This window comes from Microbacterium sp. HM-570 (assembly GCF_054165885.1).
Window position 1 is genome coordinate 2,721,587 of record NZ_CM135111.1, and the last position, 20,675, is coordinate 2,742,261.

16 protein-coding genes are annotated in these 20,675 nt (G+C 68.7%); 10 read left to right on the plus strand and 6 right to left on the minus strand.

What is annotated here, in order from left to right:
• The first annotated feature begins 163 nt into the window (after nucleotides 1–163).
• From ACT9TC_RS13065 to ACT9TC_RS13075, 3 genes are read left to right on the plus strand one after another with little or no spacing between them, the layout of a single operon-like run.
• A complete protein-coding gene (locus ACT9TC_RS13065) occupies nucleotides 164–2,101 on the plus strand; it encodes an ABC transporter ATP-binding protein (protein ID WP_458040907.1) in 1,938 nt (645 codons plus the stop codon).
• Nucleotides 2,098–3,918 (plus strand): ABC transporter ATP-binding protein, encoded by a 1,821-nt coding sequence (locus ACT9TC_RS13070; protein ID WP_458040908.1) that lies wholly within the window; start codon nucleotides 2,098–2,100, stop codon nucleotides 3,916–3,918. Before ACT9TC_RS13065 ends, ACT9TC_RS13070 begins: the two co-directional genes overlap by 4 nt.
• 40 nt (nucleotides 3,919–3,958) lie before the next feature.
• Nucleotides 3,959–4,756, plus strand: a complete 798-nt coding sequence (locus tag ACT9TC_RS13075) for an alpha/beta fold hydrolase (protein ID WP_458040909.1) — start codon at nucleotides 3,959–3,961, stop codon at nucleotides 4,754–4,756.
• A gap of 99 nt (nucleotides 4,757–4,855) precedes the next feature.
• Here the strand turns inward: ACT9TC_RS13075 and ACT9TC_RS13080 are convergent, their stop codons facing one another.
• Entirely contained in the window at nucleotides 4,856–5,308 is a 453-nt protein-coding gene (locus tag ACT9TC_RS13080; protein WP_458040910.1) for a GNAT family N-acetyltransferase, read from the minus strand.
• Between the two features lie 198 nt (nucleotides 5,309–5,506).
• On the opposite strand from ACT9TC_RS13080, the gene ACT9TC_RS13085 reads away from it, so the two are divergent.
• Nucleotides 5,507–7,723, plus strand: a complete 2,217-nt coding sequence (locus ACT9TC_RS13085) for an NADP-dependent isocitrate dehydrogenase (RefSeq protein WP_458040911.1) — start codon at nucleotides 5,507–5,509, stop codon at nucleotides 7,721–7,723.
• A 142-nt stretch (nucleotides 7,724–7,865) separates the two neighbouring features.
• Here ACT9TC_RS13085 and ACT9TC_RS13090 read toward each other — a convergent pair whose 3' ends face one another.
• Entirely contained in the window at nucleotides 7,866–9,299 is a 1,434-nt protein-coding gene (locus tag ACT9TC_RS13090; protein ID WP_458040912.1) for a L,D-transpeptidase family protein, read from the minus strand.
• 174 nt (nucleotides 9,300–9,473) lie between these two features.
• Nucleotides 9,474–9,944: a hypothetical protein gene (locus ACT9TC_RS13095; protein ID WP_458040913.1), complete on the minus strand. Its 471-nt coding sequence runs from the start codon at nucleotides 9,942–9,944 to the stop codon at nucleotides 9,474–9,476.
• Nucleotides 9,945–10,160: 216 nt separating this feature from the next.
• On the opposite strand from ACT9TC_RS13095, the gene ACT9TC_RS13100 reads away from it, so the two are divergent.
• The 6 genes from ACT9TC_RS13100 to ACT9TC_RS13125 all read left to right on the plus strand — a co-directional run bounded on the left by ACT9TC_RS13100 (nucleotide 10,161) and on the right by ACT9TC_RS13125 (nucleotide 16,465).
• Nucleotides 10,161–11,315 carry an ROK family protein gene (locus tag ACT9TC_RS13100; RefSeq protein WP_458042932.1) on the plus strand — a complete coding sequence of 385 codons (1,155 nt, stop codon included), beginning with the start codon at nucleotides 10,161–10,163 and terminating at the stop codon, nucleotides 11,313–11,315.
• A gap of 88 nt (nucleotides 11,316–11,403) precedes the next feature.
• Nucleotides 11,404–12,627 (plus strand): extracellular solute-binding protein, encoded by a 1,224-nt coding sequence (locus ACT9TC_RS13105; protein ID WP_458040914.1) that lies wholly within the window; start codon nucleotides 11,404–11,406, stop codon nucleotides 12,625–12,627.
• Between the two features lie 108 nt (nucleotides 12,628–12,735).
• Nucleotides 12,736–13,722 carry a carbohydrate ABC transporter permease gene (locus ACT9TC_RS13110; RefSeq protein WP_458040915.1) on the plus strand — a complete coding sequence of 329 codons (987 nt, stop codon included), beginning with the start codon at nucleotides 12,736–12,738 and terminating at the stop codon, nucleotides 13,720–13,722.
• Nucleotides 13,723–13,820: 98 nt separating this feature from the next.
• On the plus strand, nucleotides 13,821–14,666 hold the full coding sequence (locus tag ACT9TC_RS13115) for a carbohydrate ABC transporter permease (RefSeq protein ID WP_458042933.1): 846 nt from the start codon (nucleotides 13,821–13,823) through the stop codon (nucleotides 14,664–14,666).
• A gap of 43 nt (nucleotides 14,667–14,709) precedes the next feature.
• On the plus strand, nucleotides 14,710–15,693 hold the full coding sequence (locus ACT9TC_RS13120) for an ROK family protein (RefSeq protein WP_458040916.1): 984 nt from the start codon (nucleotides 14,710–14,712) through the stop codon (nucleotides 15,691–15,693).
• Nucleotides 15,686–16,465, plus strand: coding sequence for a glucosamine-6-phosphate deaminase (locus ACT9TC_RS13125; protein ID WP_458040917.1), 780 nt, complete (start codon nucleotides 15,686–15,688; stop codon nucleotides 16,463–16,465). The genes ACT9TC_RS13120 and ACT9TC_RS13125 overlap by 8 nt, the downstream gene beginning before the upstream one ends.
• Before the next feature lie 14 nt (nucleotides 16,466–16,479).
• On the opposite strand, the gene ACT9TC_RS13130 is transcribed toward ACT9TC_RS13125, so the two are convergent.
• From ACT9TC_RS13130 to ACT9TC_RS13140, 3 genes are read right to left on the minus strand one after another with little or no spacing between them, the layout of a single operon-like run.
• The gene (locus tag ACT9TC_RS13130) at nucleotides 16,480–17,913 is read right to left on the minus strand and encodes an FAD-binding oxidoreductase (RefSeq protein WP_458040918.1); all 1,434 of its coding nucleotides are present in this window, start codon (nucleotides 17,911–17,913) and stop codon (nucleotides 16,480–16,482) included.
• Nucleotides 17,910–18,326, minus strand: coding sequence for a YrdB family protein (locus ACT9TC_RS13135; protein ID WP_458040919.1), 417 nt, complete (start codon nucleotides 18,324–18,326; stop codon nucleotides 17,910–17,912). Before ACT9TC_RS13135 ends, ACT9TC_RS13130 begins: the two co-directional genes overlap by 4 nt.
• Nucleotides 18,327–18,348: 22 nt before the next feature.
• Nucleotides 18,349–20,211: a sigma-70 family RNA polymerase sigma factor gene (locus tag ACT9TC_RS13140; RefSeq protein ID WP_458040920.1), complete on the minus strand. Its 1,863-nt coding sequence runs from the start codon at nucleotides 20,209–20,211 to the stop codon at nucleotides 18,349–18,351.
• Nucleotides 20,212–20,675 lie beyond the last annotated feature (464 nt).

The window sequence follows — 20,675 nt, forward strand, 5'->3', positions numbered from 1 at the left end:
TCGGGCCCGCATCCAGCGCGGGTAGCGGTCTGATGCTTGCCTCGCGCCGCGCGGGCGCATAGCCTGAAAGGCTGCCCGCACCGCGCCTCCGACCGGGATCCGTGCGCTGCAGCTCTTCCGCTCCGTCGCGCCGACTCGGCGATTCTGCACGCCCAAAAGGACCATGACTTCGACAGCTCCGACCCCAACGCCTCAATCGTCGACCGCTCAGCTGTCAACGCCACGCGCACTGGCGCGCCTCGTTCCGTTCGCCCGCCCGGTGGCCGGGCGCCTCGTGCTGGGCGGTGTCAGCGCCCTCATCGCAAGCCTGTTGGCCCTCACGATCCCGCTCGCCCTGGAGGTCATCGTCGCGGGCCCGATCGCGTCGAGGGACACCGGGCAGATCGTGTGGGGCGCCGTCGTCGTGCTCGGCCTCGGACTTCTCGAGGCCGTGATGGTCTGGGCGCGGCGCTGGTTCGTTCTCGGTCCGGCGACGAAGGTCGAGTACGACCTGCGTACCCAGTTCTACGAGCGTCTGCAGCGCCTGCCGGTCGCGTTCCATGACCGGTGGCAGTCCGGGCAGCTGCTCAGTCGCATGATGCAGGACATCAGCCTGATCCGGCGCTGGCTCGCGTTCGGCCTCGTGCTGCTCGTCGTGAACGTCCTGACGATCCTGGTCGGCTCGGTCATCCTCTTCCGTTGGCACTGGGCGCTCGGCACGATCTTCGTGCTCTGCTCGATCCCGCTCTGGATCGCCGGTTTCCGTTTCGAGAAGCGCTATGGCTCCCTCACCCGGCAGAGCCAGGATCAGGCGGGCGACCTCGCGACGGCGGTCGAGGAAAGCGTGCACGGTATCCGCGTTCTGAAGGCGTTCGGCCGGGGCGGTCACGCGTTGAAGAAGTTCGCGAGCCAGGCCGAGGGCCTGCGCGAAACCGAGCTGAACAAGGCCCGCGCGGTGGGTGTGATCTGGTTCTGGCTCGTGCTGCTGCCCGAGATCGCCTTCGCACTCTGCCTGGCCGCGGGCATCGTGCTCGCGCAGCTCGGCCAGTTGAGCGTCGCCGAGCTGTTCGCGTTCTTCGCCATGGCGACCGTGTTGCGGTGGCCGATGGAGTCGATTGGATTCCTGTTCTCGTTCCTGCTCGATGCCCGCACCGCGACGGATCGCCTGTTCGAGGTTTTCGATGAAGAGAACACCATCATCGATCCCGCGCGGCCGCGAGGAGCGGCGGAAGTCCGTGGCGAACTCGCGTTCCGTGACGCGCATTTCCGGTATCAGGATGCCGCGGACGGCGAACGCGACCTGCTCGACGGAATCGACCTGGTGCTGAAGCCGGGCGAGACCATGGCCCTCGTCGGGCTCACCGGCTCGGGCAAGACGACGCTCACGACGCTGCCGACGCGTCTCTACGACGTGACCGCCGGACGGGTGGAACTGGATGGCGTGGATGTTCGCGAGCTCACGCTGCACGAGCTTCGCGGGCACATCGGGATGGCTTTCGAGGACGCGACGCTCTTCTCCGCGACCGTGCGCGAGAACGTCCTGCTCGGGCGTGAAGACCTCGAACCCGGCAGCGCCGAGGCCGAGCGCGTGCTGCGCGAGGCGCTCGATGTCGCGCAGGCGACGTTCGTGGACGAGCTGCCCGACGGTGTCGACACGATCATCGGCGAGGAGGGTCTGAGCCTGTCGGGCGGTCAGCGCCAGCGCCTGGCGCTCGCCCGGGCGGTGGCCGCCAAACCCGCCGTTCTCGTGCTCGATGACCCGCTCTCGGCCCTGGATGTCGACACCGAGGCACTCGTCGAGGCAGCACTTCGTCGTGTGCTCGAGACCACGACGGCGCTGATCGTCGCGCACCGGCCCTCGACCGTCGCGCTCGCCGACCGCGTCGCGCTGCTCGAGGACGGGCGGATCACGGGCGTCGGCACGCACTCCGAACTGCTCCGCACGAGCGAGCATTACCGGCATGTGATCTCGAGTCTCGAATCGGAAGCGAATACGGTCACGGCCGACGGACCGGCCCCGATTTCGGATGCCTCGATCGCCGAGCCCGACCCCCTGGCAGCCGCATCGATCGTCGAACGTCAGGGGCCCGGTGTTGCCGGCCTCGGAGGGGTGAATCCGTGAGTACCGTCACCGGAACCGAGGGCGAAGACCGCTCGGACTACACGCAGGCCGAGAGTCGGCAGATCCGTCGCCGGTCGCTGCGTCTGCTCGGGTCGCTGCTTTCGCCCGTGCGCGCCAACCTGATCCTCGCGGCGACGGTGCTCGTCGTCTCGACCGCGCTGCGGGTCCTCGGCCCCGCCCTGATCGCGTACGGAATCGACACGGCACTGCCCGCGGTGCTCGATCGCGCGGACTGGATGCCGACGATCGGCGTCGTCGCGGTGTTCATCCTCTCGGCGATCGGTGGGGCGGTGCTGATCGGCTGGTATGTCGTCGTGACGGCTCGTCTGACACAGACGATCATGCTGGACCTGCGCATGCGGATCTTCCGCCACACGCAGCTGCTCAGCCTGGAGTTTCACGAGTCGTACACGTCTGGGCGCATCATTTCGCGCCAGACGAGCGACCTCGACTCCATCCGCGAGCTGCTGGACGGTGGTCTGAACGAGCTCGTGTCGGGCTTGCTGTACGGCGGGTTCACGCTCATCGCGCTCGTCCTGCTCGACTGGCAGTCCGGCATCATCCTCGTCGTGATGGGCGTGCCGCTCTGGCTGCTGATGCGCTGGTTCTACCGTCGCTCGCAGCTGGTCTACCGCGAGTCGCGCGTCGTGAGCGCGCAGGTCATCGTGAAGTTCGTCGAGACGATGACGGGCATCCGTGCCGTCAAGGCGTTCCGGCGCGAGAAGCGCGACGACGAGGACTTCGGCGAGCTCGCCAGCCAGTACCGCGACGTCAACATCCGGTCGATCCGTCTGTTCGGAACGTTCGAGCCGGGGCTGATGGCCGTCGCGGCGATGTCGGTCGCGCTCGTGCTGCTCTGGGGCGGACTTCGGGTCGCCGGTATCGCCGGCGGAGCCCTCGACGTCGGTGTCCTGCTAGCCGCGGTGCTGTACGTCCGCAACTTCTTCTCGCCGCTGCAGGAGGTGGCGTTCTTCCTCAACTCGTACCAGTCTGCGACGGCTGCGCTCGAGAAGGTGTCGGGCGTGCTCGAGGAGCAGCCGACGGTGCCCGATCCGACCAAGCCGGTCGACCTCTGGAAGGCCCGCGGTCACGTGCGCTTCGATGGAGTCGAATTCGGCTACGGCGGCGACCGCACGATCCTGCCCGACTTCACGCTCGACATCCCGGCGGGCCAGACGGTTGCGCTCGTCGGCACGACGGGCGCCGGCAAGTCGACGCTGGCCAAGCTCGTCTCGCGCTTCTACGATCCCACCCGGGGTCGCGTCACCCTCGATGACGTGGACCTGCGGGACCTGCACCCGAAGGACCTGCGCCGCGCGATCGTCATGGTCACGCAAGAGGCGTACCTTTTCAGCGGCTCGGTGGCCGACAACATCGCCTTCGGCAAGCCCGAGGCGACGTTCGAAGAGGTTCAGGCGGCCGCGCGGGCGGTTGGGGCGGATGACTTCATCCGGGCACTTCCCGACGGATACGACACCGACGTGAACAAGCGCGGTGGCCGTGTCTCGGCGGGTCAGCGTCAGCTGATCTCGTTCGCGCGGGCGTTCCTCGCCGACCCGGCCGTGCTGATCCTCGACGAGGCGACGGCGTCGCTCGACATGCCCAGCGAACGGTTGATTCAGGATGCCTTGCAGCACCTGTTGGCTGACCGCACCGCGATCATCATCGCGCACCGGCTGTCGACGGTCGCGATCGCCGACCGCGTTCTGGTGATGGAGCACGGCCGTATCGTCGAGGACGACACCCCCGGGGCGCTGATCGCGGGTACGGGGCGGTTCGCGAAGCTGCACGAGGCCTGGCGCGAGACCCTCGTCTAGCTTTCGTGGCGGCGGCCGGACGCGTGGGATGCTGTGTGCCATGAGCGTTCCCTCACCAGTGCTGACCGAGATGACCGATCCGCAGTTCGTGATGTCGGTGGAGGGCTACCGCATCGCGACGTACACGTGGGGCGACGAAGATGCGGTGCCCGTTCTCTGCGTCCACGGTTTCTCCTCGAGCTGCCGGGACAACTGGGTCGACACGGGCTGGGTTCGCGACCTCACCCGGGCGGGCTTCCGCGTGATCGGTGTCGATCAGCGCGGTCACGGGGCAAGCGACAAACCCCACGAGCCGCGGGCCTACACGATGGACGACTTCCTCGCGGACCTCGAGATCGTCCTCGACACGTACCTGGTCGAGGAGGTGCGTTACGTCGGATATTCGCTCGGCGCGCGTGTGGGGTGGCAGTTCGCGGTCGAGGCCTCGCACCGCGTCTCACGTGCGGTGCTGGGCGGCATTCCGGATGGCACACCGCTCGGGCGCCTGAAACTCGATGAAGCGCGGGCGTTCGTCGAGGACGGCGTGGAGATCAGCGACAAGGTCACCCGCAACTACGTCACGCTCTCGGAGCGGGTGGCGGGCAACGACCTGCGCTCGCTCATCGCGCTCGCCGAGGGCATGCGGCTGGGGGACGCGGACCCCGACCCCGCGCATCCGCCGCGCCAGCCGATCCTGTTCGCCACGGGCAGCGACGACGCGATCCTCGAGCGCTCACGCGTTCTGGCGGAAGCCACACCGAACGGTCGATTCGCCGAGATCCCGGGCCGGCACCACTTCAACACCCCGGGCTCACGCGACTTCCGGAATGCCGCGCTGGAGTTCTTGACCGCCCCGTGATGCGTTTCGTCTCGGCCCTGCGGGCCTCGCTCAACGACCGGCGTACCCCCGCTCGTTGAGCGAGCGCAGCGAGTCGAAACGATTGTCTGTCCTGTGACGCTAGATGCGGATCTGGGCGATGACCTCGCCGTACTCCGTCTCGCCCACGGGCGTGAAGCCGACGCGGCGGAAGAACGCCTCGGGCCCGTTTTCGCCGGCCTCGTAGATGACGTTGACGTGGTCGAGACCGCGCGAGCGCGCCTCTTCTACGAGCGACTTCACGGCGAAGCGTCCGACGCCGCGGCCCTGGTCGTCGGCGTCGACGTTGATGCGCCAGAGCACCGAGCGGAAGTAGTCGATCGAGGCATCGTCGTCGAAGTTCGCGCTGACGAAGCCGACGACCTCGTCGCCATCGGCGACAACGCGCTGCCATGACGTGGTCGGGTCGGCGACGGTGGCCGCGACGCCGTAGGACACCGGCGCGAGGAATTGTTCCTGCCCGGGCTTCAGGGACAGGTTGTTCACCGCCACGATCGTGGACGCGGACAGTTCAACCAATCGCAGCTCAGCCATAGCGACAGGCTAACGGCTCATCGTGTGAGTGCCCACAGTTCGATGTTGCGGAATGTGTCTTCGCCATGAACATCCCGCGCTGAACGAGGGTTCACGAGGCCGTTCTCCCGGGCGTCGGCGACGGTCAACTATCTCGACGTCGAGATACATTTCGGGCGCGTGGGATAGGGTGGACAAGACGTGAATGGAGACTTTCTGGTGACCGAATCGACCATCATCTACACCCACACCGATGAGGCCCCGGCCCTCGCAACGGCATCGTTTCTGCCGATCGTGCGTGCCGTCGCGCGTCAGGCGGGCGTGGACGTCGAGACGCGCGATATCTCGCTCGCGGCTCGCGTGCTCGCGGCTTTCCCGCAGAAGCTGACGCCCGAACAGCAGGTCGGCGACGCGCTGGCCGAGCTCGGCGGGCTCGCGACGCTCCCCGAGGCGAACATCATCAAGCTGCCGAACATCTCGGCCTCGATCCCGCAGCTGAAGGCGGCCATCGCCGAACTGCAGGCGCAGGGATACGACATCCCCGACTACCCCGACGAGCCCACGAGCCTCGATGAGAAGGACGTGCGCGCGCGCTACGACCGCATCAAGGGATCGGCCGTCAACCCCGTGCTGCGCGAGGGCAACAGCGACCGTCGCGCGCCCCTGTCGGTGAAGAACTACGCCCGCAAGCACCCGCACACCAACAAGCCGTTCCCCGCCGGGTCGAAGACACGCGTCGCGACCATGGGTCACGACGACTTCAAGAGCAACGAGAAGTCCTGGGTCGCCGCACACGACGATGTCCTGACCATTCGTCACACGGCGACGGATGGTACCGAGACGGTGCTGAAGAGCGATCTCAAGGTGTTGCCGCGCGAAATCATCGACGCGACATTCCTGTCGGGCAAGGCGCTCGACGCTTTCCTGGCCGAGGCGCAGGATGCCGCCAAAGCCGACGACGTGCTGTACTCCGTGCACCTCAAGGCCACGATGATGAAGGTTAGCGACCCGATCATCTTCGGGCACGTCGTACGCTCCTACTTCGCCGATGTCTTCGCGCGCTACGGCGACAAGATCGCGGCGGCCGGCCTCGACCCGAACAACGGGCTCGGCGCGATCCTCGCGGGGCTTGCCAGTGTGGACGGGGGCGACGAGATCATCGCCGCGTTCCACGAGGCCCTCGCGGCCGGGGCACGCGTGTCGTACGTCAACTCCGACAAGGGCATCACGAACCTGCACGTCCCGTCGGACGTCATCGTGGATGCATCCATGCCTGCGCTCGTCCGCAACGGCGGCAAGCTGTGGGGCGCGGATGGTGGCGAAGACGACACGATCGCCGTGATCCCCGACTCGTCCTACGCGGGCGTCTATCAGACCGTCATCGACGATGTGATCGCGAACGGACCGCTCGATCCGGCCAAGATCGGCACCGTTCCGAACGTCGGCCTCATGGCTCAGGCCGCTGAAGAGTACGGCAGCCACGACAAGACGTTCGAGATCGCCGCTGACGGCATCGTCCAGGTCCTCGACAGCTCCGGTGAGGTGCTCATCGAGCACGCCGTCGAAGCCGGCGACATCTGGCGCGCCACGCAGACCAAGCACATCGCCGTCATCGACTGGGTGCGTCTCGCCGTTTCGCGAGCGCGCGCCACGGGTTCGCCCGCCGTGTTCTGGCTCGACGTCAACCGCTCGCACGACGCGCAGCTGATCGCCAAGGTGCACCAGGCTCTCGCGACCCTCGACGTGCACGGTCTGCAGCTGTCGATCCTGTCGCCCGAAGAGGCGACGCGGTACACGCTCTCGCGCATGCGTCACGGACTCGACACCATCTCGGTGACGGGCAACGTGCTGCGCGACTACCTGACCGACCTGTTCCCGATCCTCGAGGTCGGCACGAGCGCCAAGATGCTCTCGATCGTTCCGTTGCTCGCGGGTGGCGGGCTATTCGAGACCGGTGCCGGCGGCTCCGCACCCAAACACGTGCAGCAGCTCGTGGGTGATAACTTCCTGCGTTGGGACTCGCTGGGTGAATTCTTCGCCCTGGCAGCCTCGTTCGAGCACCTCGCCGACCGCACGGGCAACGCCAGCGCCAAAGTCCTCGCCGACACACTGGATGCGGCAACCGGAACGTTCCTCGAGAACGACCGCTCGCCGGGTCGTGCCGTCGGCATGATCGACAACCGCGGCAGCCACTTCTACCTCGCGCTGTACTGGGCGCAGGAGCTGGCGAAGCAAACCAGCGACCCCGAGCTCGCCGCTCGGTTCGCGCCGATCGCCGCCGAGCTGGCCGCGAACGAGCAGGCGATCGTGGCCGAGCTCGCCGCGGCCCAGGGCACGGCCGTCGACATCGGCGGCTACTACCACCCCGACGCGCAGCGGGTCGACGACATCATGCGTCCGTCCTCGACGCTGAACGGCATCATCGACGCCATGTAGGGGTGTGGAACAGAAGAAGAGCGGATGCCTCCGGCATCCGCTCTTCTTTCGTTGCGTTTCGTCTCGCTGCGCTCGCTGAACGACCGGGCACGGCCTCGGTCGTTGAGTGAGGCCCGGAGGGCCGAGTCGAAACGCGGTGTGCTTACGCGTGCACCCAGACGTCGGTTCCGACGTCGGCCCACTGATAGATCTGCTTGGCCAGCGACGTCGGCATACCGACGCAGCCGTGGCTCAGCGGAGTGCCCCAGATGTTGCGCCAGTACACGGCGTGGAACGCCTGGTCGCCGCTGAAGTACATGACCCACTCGACGTCGGGCTGAAGGTAGCCGACCTCGCTGTTACCCATGTCCTGCATCCGCACCTTGGCGTTGACGGTGAAGTTGCCCTGGCGGGTGGCCCAGCCGGGTCCTCCGCTGGAGATCAGCCACGAGTCGACCACGACGTCGTTTTCTTTGACATATAGCCGCTGCTCGGAGAGGTCGACCTCGAGCAGACGAACCACGGACGTGGTCTGCGCGGTGGTCACCTCGACATCGAGCGCGTACGCGGCATCACCGGCGGCGAGCTGCGATGCGAAGCCCGCGGCGATTCCGGTCGTCGCGCCGAGAGCGCGTCCGCCGGCGCCGGCCTGTTCGGTGCGCAGCACCGTGCCGGCCTTGTTGACGACCTGGACGCCGTTGACGGGCGCGCGATCCACGGCGGCGGGCAGCGTGTCCACCATGGTCTGGATCGCCGCGCGGTCGGCCGAGATGCTGATCGTGCCCTGTTCGGGATTCGGCGACAGCGTCAGCCACGAAGCGAGTTCATCAGCGGCGATCGGAACGGTGCGCTCCTCGCCGACGTAGAAGCCCGCCGACGCGACCATGGCGTTCAGCTGCTCCACGCGGGCTGTCGCGGCATCCGTCGTGATGTCTGCCTCGAGCGCGACGAGCTGGCCGTCGAAGGCCGGGGGGAGTGAGGAGTCGAGCCGCCGAGCTTCGTAGGCCTGCTCGATCGCGGCGTGGTCGAGGCCGCGACCCGGCACCGCGGGTGTGACGACATAGGAGCCGGTGGCGGGGTCGAAAGCGACGACCGCGTCTACGGGGTCCACCCAGTCGGCGGCGAACGCGTTGGCGAGGGCGGCCTCGGATTCAGCGGCGTCCACGTCGGGTGCGACCCGTTCGGGGCTCGGGAACCACCCGCCCACCTGCCACATCGGGTGCGTTTCGAGGGCGGCCTGCGCGAGCGCATCCGCATCGATCGACGCGCCCAGATCGGCGCCGCTGATGGTCGCGGTGGTGCCGGCCACGGACACCTCGACTGCCGTGTCCGAGACGGTCTGCGAGACCTTTTCCGTGGCGGCGCCCACCGTGAGGCCGCCCACGGGAACTCCCGCGATGGTCACGCCCGGTGCGATCAGGATGGTGCCGAAGAAGACGCCGATGCCCGCAAGAGCGAGCACGGGGATCCCGATCCACAGCGCGAGCGGCCAGCGACGACGCTTGCGCGGAGGAGCCGGAGTCCACTCCACGCGCGGCGCAGGAGTCAGCGGCGCATCGTCGACAGCGGACGATGGCGTCGAAATGAGGTCAGTCACGGGCCCCCTCACCCGCGGAGGGGTGTGCCTCGATTGTAGGCGAGGCTTGAGAACGAAGGCGCAACGACTCTTTATCGTGCCGGGGACGGGAGTGCAACTTCGCCGCATCCGCGCCGCCAATCGATGTGGCGGATGTCGGAAAGTGGCGCCGACGCGGGGGAGGAGCGGTCTGATCTACTCGAGGCAGAGTTCCTGGAACGCGGTGAAGCTCTCCTGCAGATCGGTGCCGAGGTTCTGCAGCTCGGTGACCTTCGTGGCATCCCCCTCGGAGAGAGCAGTCATCGCTTCTCCGGCAGCCTCGAAGACGGCCTGGATGTCGGGCAGCAGCGCGGCGACCTCGGCATTTCCGATTTCCGAGGTCGCGTCGCCCAGGGCATCCGCGGCGGCCTGGAACGCGGCAGCCGCGTCTTCGGGGTTTTCGGCGGTGACGCCCTCGAAGTCGGCCGAGACGCTTTGGATGGTGCCGTTGATCGAGGCGCATGCCTCTTCCACCGTCTGCGATTCGGGTGCGCCCCCGCTGTTCGAGGACTCAGTGCCCCGGGAGGATCCAGTGCTCTCGGGGGACTCGGACCCACCTCCGGTGCACGCGGTCAGTCCGAACGTTACTGTCGCGGCCAGCGCGAGCGCGATCAGTCGTCGATTCATGACGGTTCCCCCTTGGTGAAGCTCCCAGCCTATGTGCGCTCTCCGGGCAGCGCCGCGAGCGCGTCTCATTACGGTTTTGTAAATGATCCGAACGAACTGTGGACAAACCCTTGCCAAGCGGAGTGTTAGTAAGGTCTACTAACAAATATGTCGACCCCCGAGCAGCCCTCCGGCGCGGTGTCCGAGCCCGCATCCGGACCCGCGCTGCCGATCACCATGCCCCCGGCTACGACGTCCCCTCGAGCCTTCGGTGCGGGTCGCGCCCTGCGGCCCGGCAAGAAGGTTCTCCCGGAGCACGGACGAGGACACAACCGCTCGCTCGTCTTGCAGACGCTCTTCCACCGCGGCCCCCTGAGTCGCGCGGACCTGTCGCGCGAAACCGGGCTCACTCGCGTCACGATCAGTGACCTCGTCGCCGAGCTGATCGCCGATGGTTTTGTGATCGAACAGGGACTGCGCGAGGGCTCGCGACCCGGCAAGCCCGCGATCCTGCTCGATATCGACCGCGCCGCGCACCGGATCGTCGGCATCGACCTCTCGGGGCCAACGGCATTTCTCGGCGCCGTACTCACCCTCGACGGCGAGATCGTCGCCCGCCACGAAGTGCCGCGGCCCGGCGGGGGAGAGGCCGCCGCAACGGCCGTCATCGAACTCGCCCGACACCTGATCGCCGACTCCTTCGCGCCCGTGCTGGGCGTCGGCGTCGGCACGCCCGGCATCGTCGACGACCGCGGCGTCGTCTTGAGCGCGCCGAACCTCGGATGGACGGCCTTCGACCTCGAGACTCGCCTCCGTTCGGCGCTCGAGCTGCCCGTCCTCGTCGCCAACGACGCCAACGCGGCAGCGCTCGCCGAGTACACGTTCGGCGGCGCGGAAGACGACATGATGCTCATCAAGGTGGGCGCGGGTGTCGGCTCGGGTCTGCTCACCGGCGGTCAGCCGACCCGTGGCAGCCGTTTCGCCGCGGGCGAGATCGGACACGTGACGATCGGCACGGACGGCGGTCCGCGCTGTGCCTGCGGCAAAGTCGGGTGCCTCGAGGCCTGGCTGTCGGTGCCGGCCCTGGAAGCCCGCCTGGCCGAGGCATCCGCGGAGACCGACCGGGACGGCATCCTGCGAGACGCGGGCGAGCGACTCGGCATCGCGGTCGCGCCCATCGTCGGCGCACTCGATCTGTCCGAGATCGTTCTCTCGGGTCCGCCCGAACTGCTCGACGGCCCCCTGCTCCAGCAGACCGCCGACACCCTGCGCGCCCGCACGCTCGCCGAGTTCCACGACGGCGTGCGCGTCCGCATGACCCAGCACGGCCAAGACATCGTCCTGCGCGGGGCCGCCGTCATGGTGCTCTCCGGACAGCTCGGTGTCTCGTGATCCGCCCCACCCGATCGATACAGGCCCCACTCCGATCAATACAGGCACGACCCATTCACACACCACTCAACACACGCGAAGGAACACCATGAAGAAGACGCTCGGGGCGATTGCCCTGCTCGGGGCATCCGCCCTCGTCCTCGCCGGCTGCACCGCCGGATCGTCGGAATCAGCCGAGATCCGCGTCTGGCTCGTCGGCACGGACACCCCGCAAGAGGCTCGGGACTACCTCGTCGAGACCTTCGAGGCCGACAACCCCGGCTCGACCCTGGTGATCGAGGAGCAGTCGTGGGACGGGCTCGTCGACAAGCTGACGACGAGTCTGTCGAGCTCCGACAGCCCCGACATCGTCGAGTTCGGCAACACGCAGGCGCCCGCCTTCACATCCGTCGGTGCCCTGCTCGACCTCACGGACGAGTACGAGGCGCTCGGCGGCGACGACCTGCTGCCCGGGTTCGTCGAGGCCGGGTCCTACGACGGCAAGTTCTTCGCACCGCCCCTGTACTCGGGCGCTCGCGTGGTCTTCGCCGACCCCGCCCTCGTGAGCGCCGCCCCCGCGACGCTCGACGAATACGTCACGAGCGCCAAAGCGCTCGCCGCGGCCAACCCGGGGAAGTCGGGTATCTACTTCGCCGGCCAGGACTGGTACAACGCGCTGCCCTTCATCTGGGAGAACGGCGGCGAGATCGCCGTCGCGGATGGCGACAGCTGGGATGCGCAACTGTCATCGGATGCCTCGGTCGCGGGCCTGCTGCAGGTGCAGGACCTCATGATGAACGCCTCCCTCGCACCGAAGGATGGCGACAACGCCGAACCGTGGACCCCGTACTGCGAGAACCAGGCCGTGCAGTTCTCGGCCCCGAACTGGGCGCTGGGTCTGGCGAGCGCTTGCGAGACCGAGGCGCCCCCCGCCGCACCGTTCGTCTACGCCCTGCCCGGCATGGAAGGCGGAGCCGCCCAAGTTTTCGCGGGCGGATCGAACATCGCAATCTCGGCCAAGTCGGCCAACCCCGACTTGGCGAAGAGCGCGCTGGGGATCATCCTGAGCGATGAGTTCCAGACGATCTACGGCGAGAACGGCCTGATTCCGGCAAAGAAGTCGCTCGCCTCGACGCTCGGCGACACCCCCGAGGCGATGGCCTTCACCGCGGCTGCCGGCAACGCCAAGCTCACTCCGGCATCGCCGAACTGGGCCGAGGTCGAGGCATCCCGCGTGCTCGAGGACTTCTTCGTGCAGATCGCGCTCGGCGGTGACGTCGCGGCGCTCGCGACCGAGGTCGACACGCAGATCGAGTCGGTCCTCAACGGCTGATCGGGCGGGCCGGGGGAGCCGCGCGCTCCTCCGGCCCCGCCCATCGGGCCTCGCCCATCCGGCCCACCATCTGGCCCCAGACCATTCGCCTCCCGATCAGGAGATCCCATGTCGAGCGTCCCCCGCGGACTCGCCCCGGCCGTGAGCGCGGTCGAGGGGGAGCGGCTCGTCGCCCCCGAACCGCAGCCCGGAGGACGCCGCCGGCCGCGTCGGCCCGGAGGCTTCACGCCCTACGCGCTCCTGGTGCCCGGATTGCTTGTGCTGGCGGTCATCACCGGCTGGCCTCTCGTGCAGCTGTTCGTGATGTCGTTCCAGGAATTCGGTCGGGCTCAGGTCTTCGGAGCGCCGCCCGAATTCGTCGGGCTGGCGAACTACCTGGCCGTGCTCACCGACGCCGAGTTCTGGCAGGTGCTCGGGCGTTCGGTGTTGTTCGCGGCCGTGTGCGTCGTGCTGACGATGCTGCTCGGCATCCTGGTCGCGCTGCTCATGCGGCGGCTCGGCACGGGCCTGCGCACGCTCGTCTCGGTCGGGCTGCTGCTGGCGTGGGCTATGCCGCCGTTGTCGGCGACGATCGTGTGGGGCTGGATCTTCGACACGCAGTATGGGGTGCTGAACGCGTTCCTCAGTGCCCTCGGTCTGCCGTTCGAGGGCCACTCGTGGCTGATCGATCCGCTCAGCTTCTTCTTCGTCGCGACGATCATCATCGTCTGGGGTGCCGTGCCGTTCGTCGCTTTCACGGTCTATGCCGGGCTCACGCAGGTGCCCGACGAGGTGCTCGAGGCAGCGCAGCTCGACGGGGCGGGAGCGGTCAAGCGCTTCCGGCTCGTGGTCGTGCCCTACATCCGATCGATCCTCATCATCGTGACGATCCTGCAGGTCATCTGGGACCTGCGGGTCTTCACCCAGATCTACGCGCTGCAGTCCATCGGGGGCCTCGCGTCCCAGACCAACACGCTCGGCGTGTACATCTACCGCGTCTCGCTCGGCTCGGGCGACTTCGGCGCGGGCGGCGCGATCTCGGTCATCGTCGTGCTGATGCTCGTCGGGGTCTCGTTGTTCTATGTGCGCCGGAGCCTGCGGGAGGAGAGCGCATGAGCGCCGTGTCGACGCCGCGCAACATTCGGGGGACGGATGCCGAGGCATCCGATCGTCCGCAACGCCCGCCGCGCCCGCCGCGCGCACCGCGCCGCAAGATGTCCGCGCGCCGACGTGTGGGGTCGCTGCTCGCGGGTGCGGCGGCGCTCGTGGTGTTCTTCTTCTCGGTCTTCCCCGTGTACTGGATGGTCAACACGTCGTTCCAGCCGAACGGGCAGGTACGGGGGAGCGAACTGCACCTGTGGCCCGACAACGGCACGCTGGAGAACTACGCGAGCATCATCCTCGGCCAGAGCCGCGCGCCGTTCGTGCCCGCCCTGCTCAATTCGCTGCAGATCGCGCTCATCACCGTGATCGTCGCGCTCGTCTTCGCGTTCCTTGCGGCGCTCGCCGTGACGCGCTTCCGTTTCCGGGCCCGCGGCTCCTTCATCGCGACGATCCTGATCGTGCAGATGATTCCCGCCGAGGCGATGATCATCTCGACCTTCCGGTTGATCGACGGATGGCAGCTGCTCAACACGATCATCGGGCTCTCGGCGGTCTACATCGCGACGGTGCTGCCCTTCACGATCTGGACGCTGCGGGGCTTCGTCAACGGCGTGCCGGTCGAGCTGGAAGAGGCCGCGATGATCGACGGGCTGAGTCGCTCCCAGGCGTTCTGGCGCATCACGTTCCCGCTGCTCGCGCCCGGGTTGGTCGCGACCGGCGTGTTCGGCTTCATCCAGGCGTGGAACGAGTTCGTCTTCGCGCTCGTGCTCAACCCGCGGCCCGAGGCGATGACGCTGCCGGTGTGGCTGCGGACGTTCCTCGACCCGAACGGCGGCACGAACTGGGCCGAGTTGATGGCCGGGTCAACGCTCGTCGCCGTTCCGGTCGTGATCTTCTTCCTGATCGTGCAGGGACGGATGACGAGCGGCCTCGTGTCGGGGGCGGTCAAGGGCTGATGCGTCACAGGCTGAACACCGGCGCCCCCTCGGGAGTCGGGCGATGAGGGTCGGGCTGGACGTCGGCGGCTCGAAGACCGAGGGGGTCGCCGTCGCGCCGGACGGCACGATCGTCGCGCGGGTGCGCCGCGTCACGGGGTGGGGTCCGGATGCCGTGGTCGAGACGATCCTGGGAGCAGTCACCGACCTCGGGGCTCAGCTGGGCGCGGCTCCATCGGGTGCCGCGTCGCGCATCTCGTCTGTCGGCATCGGCATTCCGGGCCAGATCGCGCCCGGAACGCTGCGGGTCGAGCACGCCGTCAACCTGGGCATCGAGGCGCTCGATCTCGGCGATACCGTCGCGTCGGTGCTGGGGGTGGAGGTGCGTGTCGACAACGACGTGCGGGCCGCGGCCCTGGGCGCCGCCGTGCTGCGCGCTGGCTCGGGATCGATCGCCTACCTGAACCTCGGGACGGGCATCGCGGCGGGGATCGTGACGGGGTCAGTGACGGGGCCCGTGACGGGGCCCGGCGCCGGGCGCCAGACGGTGCCGGGCACGGTCTGGCGTGGCGCGCGCGGGGCGGCCGGCGAGGTCGGTCACATCAGCGTGGATCCCGCGGGACCGCTCTGCCGGTGCGGACAGCGCGGGTGCATCGAGGCCCTCGCCGGGGGCGCCGCGCTCGCCGAACGATGGGGGCGACCGGGCGCGCACCCGGTGGGGGATATCTTCGACGCGGCCGCGTCGGGCGATCCGTTCGCGTTGACGCTCCGCGGCCAACTCGCGCGCGGTGTTGCAGCGGCGGTGCGAATACTGGTCCTCACGACGGACGTCGAGACGGTCATTCTCGGTGGCGGACTGACCGCTCTCGGTGCCAGATTGCACGACGACGTGCGGCGCGAACTCGAAGCGGTGGCCGAGGCATCCGTCTTTCTGCGTTCACTCGCGCTCGCCGACCGTGTCGAGCTGCTCCCGCCGGGTTGGCCGGCGGCCGCTCTTGGCGCAGCGCTGGCCGGAGCGCCGGAGGAAGGGGTTCTGATTCATGGCTGAGGTGGTCATCGTTCCGGATGCTTCGACCGGGGGCACGCTCGTCGCCGACGAGATCGTGCGACTCATCGACAGGCGACCCGACGCGGTGCTGGGGCTTGCGACCGGGTCGAGCCCGCTTCCGGTCTACCGTGCGCTGGTGAGCCGGATGCCGAGCGTTGACGTGTCCCGCGTGCGCGCGTTCGCCCTCGACGAATACGTCGGCCTCGACCCCGACGATCCACAGAGCTACCGCAGTGTGATCCGACGCGAGGTCGTCGAACCGCTCGGGCTCGACGCGGAGCGGGTGCGCGTGCCGAACGGGTCGCTCGCGGGCATCGAACACGCGGGCGAGGCGTACGAGGCCGAGCTCGAGGCATCCGGGGGTGTGGATCTGCAGCTGCTCGGGATCGGCACCGACGGGCACATCGGGTTCAACGAGCCCGGGTCGTCGTTTGCCTCCCGCACCCGTGTGAAGACCCTGACGCGGCGTACTCGCGACGACAACGCGCGCTTCTTCGCCTCGGTCGATGACGTTCCGGTGCACTGCATCACGCAGGGCCTGGGCACGATCCTGCGCGCACGGCACCTGGTGCTGCTCGCATTCGGGGCGGGCAAGGCTGCGGCGGTCGCGGGTGCGGTCGAGGGGCCTCTCACCGCGTCGCTGCCCGGCTCGGCGATTCAGCTCCACCCGCACGCGACAGTCGTGGTCGATGAGGCTGCGGCATCCGCCCTGCGCTTCGCGGACTACTACCGCGAGACGTGGGCGCACAAGCCGGCCTGGCAGGGGCTGTAGCCGGGACCCGGCGCTCAGGGCGCGAAGACCTTACCCGGGTTGAGGATGCCGAGCGGATCGAATACCCGCGCGATGTCGCGCTGCAGGGCCCACTGGTCGTCGCCGAGCTCGTCTGCCAGCCACCGCCGCTTGAGCGTGCCGATGCCGTGCTCGCCCGTCAGGGTGCCCCCGAGCGCGAGCGCCGCGCGGAACAGCGCATCCGCCGCCGCCCAGACGTGGTCGGGCACCTCTTCGCCGTCGAACGCGAAGTTCGGGTGGAGGTTGCCGTCGCCCGCGTGGGCGATCGTCGGGATCGTCACGTCGTACTCGCGCTCGATGCGCGCGATCTCGTCGAACATCGTCGCGAGGGCGCTGCGCGGGACGGAGACATCCTCGATCAACGTCGTCTTGCCGAGCGCCTCCATAGCCGGATGCATCGAGCGCCGGATCGTGAGCAGCCGTTCGCCCTCGTCCCGATCACGCGTGACCGTGACGTTGCCGCCGTTCGCCGACAATGTTGCGCCGATCGCGTTCGCCTCGGCCGTCGCTGCCGGGCCGTCGGTCTGCACGATCAGCTGCGCGGCGCCGGGCGTTGGCGGCTGTATGCCGAGATAGGAATGTGCGGATGCGAGGCTCGTCGCATCCATCAGCTCCATGATCGCGGGCTGCACGCCCGAGGCGGTCACGGCGGCCGACGCCCGCGCCGCCGACTGGACGTCGAGGAACGTCGCGGCGATCGTGCACACGTCGCCGGGCACGAGGCGGCGCAGCTTGAGGGTCGCGCCCACGACGACGCCGAGGGTGCCCTCGGATCCGATCATGAGCGACGTGAGGTCCAAGCCCGTCACGCCCTTGACGGTGCGGTGCCCGAGCCGCAGCAGGCGCCCGTCGGCCAGCACCACGTCGAGACCCAGCACCGCGTCGCGGACGACGCCGTACTTGGCGCAGAGGAGCCCTCCGGCGCCCGTCGCGATGTTGCCGCCGACGGTCGAGATCGCGCGGCTCGCGGGGTCGGGGGCCCACCATAGGTCGTGCGCCGCAAGCGCTGCGTTCAGGTCGGCATTGATGATGCCGGGCTCGACCACCGCGAGCAGATCGTCGGGCCGCACCTCCAGGATTCTGTCCATCGATCGCATCGAGAGCACGATCTCGCCCGGTCCGCCCATCGCGGCCCCCGCGAGACCCGTGCCGGCGCCGCGCGTGACGACCGGGGTCCGCGTCGCGGTCGCGATGCGCATCGTGCGTTGCACATCGTCGACCGACGCCGCATGGACGACGGCGAGCGGCCGGCCCGATGAGCGATGACCGGATTTGTCGGCGCGGGCGGCCTCGAGCGAGGCATCCGTCGTGTCGACGACCGTGTCGACGACCGTGTCGACGCGGTGCGAGAGCTCGGCGCGCAGAAGCGCGACGACCTCGTTCTCGGGTGCGGCGTCGGGATGCACGGCGACGTCGAGATCGGATGTCACGCGAATCGCCGTCTGCCGACCACGAGTCCCGTGGCGACCGCCACGACGCCGAACGCCAATCCGATCCACGGTTGGCCGATGCTCCACCACGCGAGCGTCGCACTGACGAAGATCAACAGCTCGATGATGGCGGCGACGAACGGATGCACGGCGATGACTGCCCGAGGCGACAGGAAGAGCGCCCACAGCAGAATCGCGAAGACGGGGGCGCCGATGCCGAAGACGAGATTCCACGGGAAGGCGAACGCGAGGAAGCCCCACAGCGCGAGGGTTCCGAACGCGACGAGTTCGGTCAGGAGCCGCACGACATCGATCACTCCAGGCCGTTCGACCGTGCCGGGCGCTCGTCCCGTACCACCCGCGGGGGTCGCTGCGGTCTGGGGTGCGCCGTCGAGCGCGGACGAATCGGTCATCGTTCCAGTCTACGAGCGGGGGTCAGTTCGTCAGATCCCAGACCAGCGCGGACGAACCCTCGACTTCGATCGGTGATCCGCTCGTCGGGACGTAGCGGACGGTGACCGGCGCGAGCGTGTATTCGAGGAGGGAGAACGGCACGGACAACTCGCCGACGCCGCCCGGGCCGAGCATGACGGTGGAGCGCATGGTCCCGTCGACGTCCACGGAGAGGGTGGCGCCCTCTTCTCCGACGACGGAGATGTTCAGGGTGGCTCCGGCGAGGGTGAACGTGCTCGTGACGGAGAACTCGGTGGGCCCGCCCGGGGGAATTGCGGGCTGGTTGGGGTCGACGGGATCGACGGGGTCAACCGGGTCAACCGGGTCGACGGGATCGACCGGGTCGACGGGATCGACGGGATCGACGGGATCGACCGGGTCGACGGGGTCAACCGGATCGACCGGGTCGACGGGGTCGACCGGGTCGACGGGATCGACGGGATCGACCGGGTCTACCGGATCGAAGGACGTCGGCGGGGGAGCCGGGTCGGTGCTCGGTGCTGGGTTCGATGACGGCGGGCGGGCCTGACGGCTGGGGGGTGAGACCGGGGCCACCGGTTCTACGGCGGGACCGGGCGAACTGTCAACCGGAACCTCCCTGGCCTCCGTGGACGGCAGAGCCGATGGTGAGGGCGCGGACGACGGTGAGGGAGACGCCACGGCCGCGACCGAACCCGGCTCGGCTGTCGTGGGTGCGAAGAAGGACGGCCCCAGCGTGACCCCGAGGACGGATCCGGTAACGACCACGGCGCCCACCGCGATTGCGACCGCGACCCCCGCGGCCGAGAAGATCCCTGCCGCGCCGGCCGTCGCCGTGCCCGCGGCAACGGCTCCTGCCGCCGCACCGGCGCTCGAAGCCGCAGCGCCGCTCGAGGCCGCAGCGCCACCCGAAGCCGCGCCGCCCGCCGTCCCGACAGAGCCGCCGGCAAAGGAGCCCGCGAAAGAGCCCGCACCGCTCGTCGTCACGCCGCTTCCGCCCGCGACGGTGACCGCACCGGGCGTCAGTGTCGACGGCATGGCCGCGAGGGCGACGATCGGGGCGCCTCCGCCCTGCAACGCCGCGAGGTAGCTCGATGCGCCCGCGATGCCGATCGTGAGGGGGAGCAACACGAGGGCGAGGCGGGACGAGACATCCTTCGCCTCCGCAGCGACGATCGCGCACCGTGCGCACTCGTGCAGGTGCTCATCGACGCGACGCGTATCGCGCGGTCCCAGGTTGCCGCGCGCGTAGGAGCCCAATCGTTCGATGGTCCACTGACAGTCCGAGCCGTCGACGACGCTTTGCAGATGCGCTTGCACCCATGCCTCGCGGAGGCCTTCGCGGGCGCGGAACGCCAGCTGTGCCACGGCCGTCGGTTTCAGGCCCAGCAGGGGTGCGATCTCGGCGGGCTTCATGCCCTCGATCTCGGAGTACCAGAGCACCTCCTGCCACCGTGTGGGCAGGCTGCGGAACGCGCGATGCGTCAGTCCGTGATCGAGTGCGTCCGCCGCCGCCTCGGGCGTCGAGGCGGGGTCTGCGACGGCATCGAGCTCGTCGATCGTGGTCTCTTGGCGGGCACGACCCCATCCCGCCGCCGTGTTGCGGATGCTCGTGAAGAGGTAGGCGCGGAACGACCCCGTGGGCCCGCCGCCCTTGCGGATGGACTGGTAAATCCGCGCATAGGCCTCTTGCACCAGGTCGTCGGCGTCGAGAGAACTCGTGATCGATCGTGCGACGGTGATGCCGGACCGGAAGTGACGTCGCCAGAGTTCGGCATAGGCCTCGCCATCGCCCGAGCGCGCACGCAGAACGAGGTCGGCGTCGCCGTCGCCTGTCGGCGTCGTGTCGCCCTCGTCGTTCTCCATGCAGAATCCCCGTAGGTGTCGTGTCGCCCGTTTCCCGCGGCCCGTTTCGCGCGGCCCGCTCCCGGGTGGGCTGAGTTCGCCGAATCGAACAGCCCATCGGATCTGTCGTTCCCGAGAACGTCCCCGCCGCAGAGGACGGGTGCCCGGTATTCGTCTCACTCAGAGAGACGCGATGGCAGCCGTTTTATGACGCAGTTCTCCCCATTGTCCACGTACGGGGACCCGAGCGGGAGGGGCGCCTTCGCGGGTGACTCGAAAAAGATTCCACAACTCGCGTAATGAACTCCCTCGTCAGGCATCTCTTGGGTGAGAGACGCGCTTCGCTCCTTCCGGGGGGATGGTGCGAAGTCGCTGCGGCGCTGGACGTCGCAGCTGCGGGGCGTGGCTTTCGGAAGGTCATCCGGGGGGAGGCCGATCCGGATCCACGCCCCGCCTCATCTCGACGCCGCGGGACTCATGGGGAA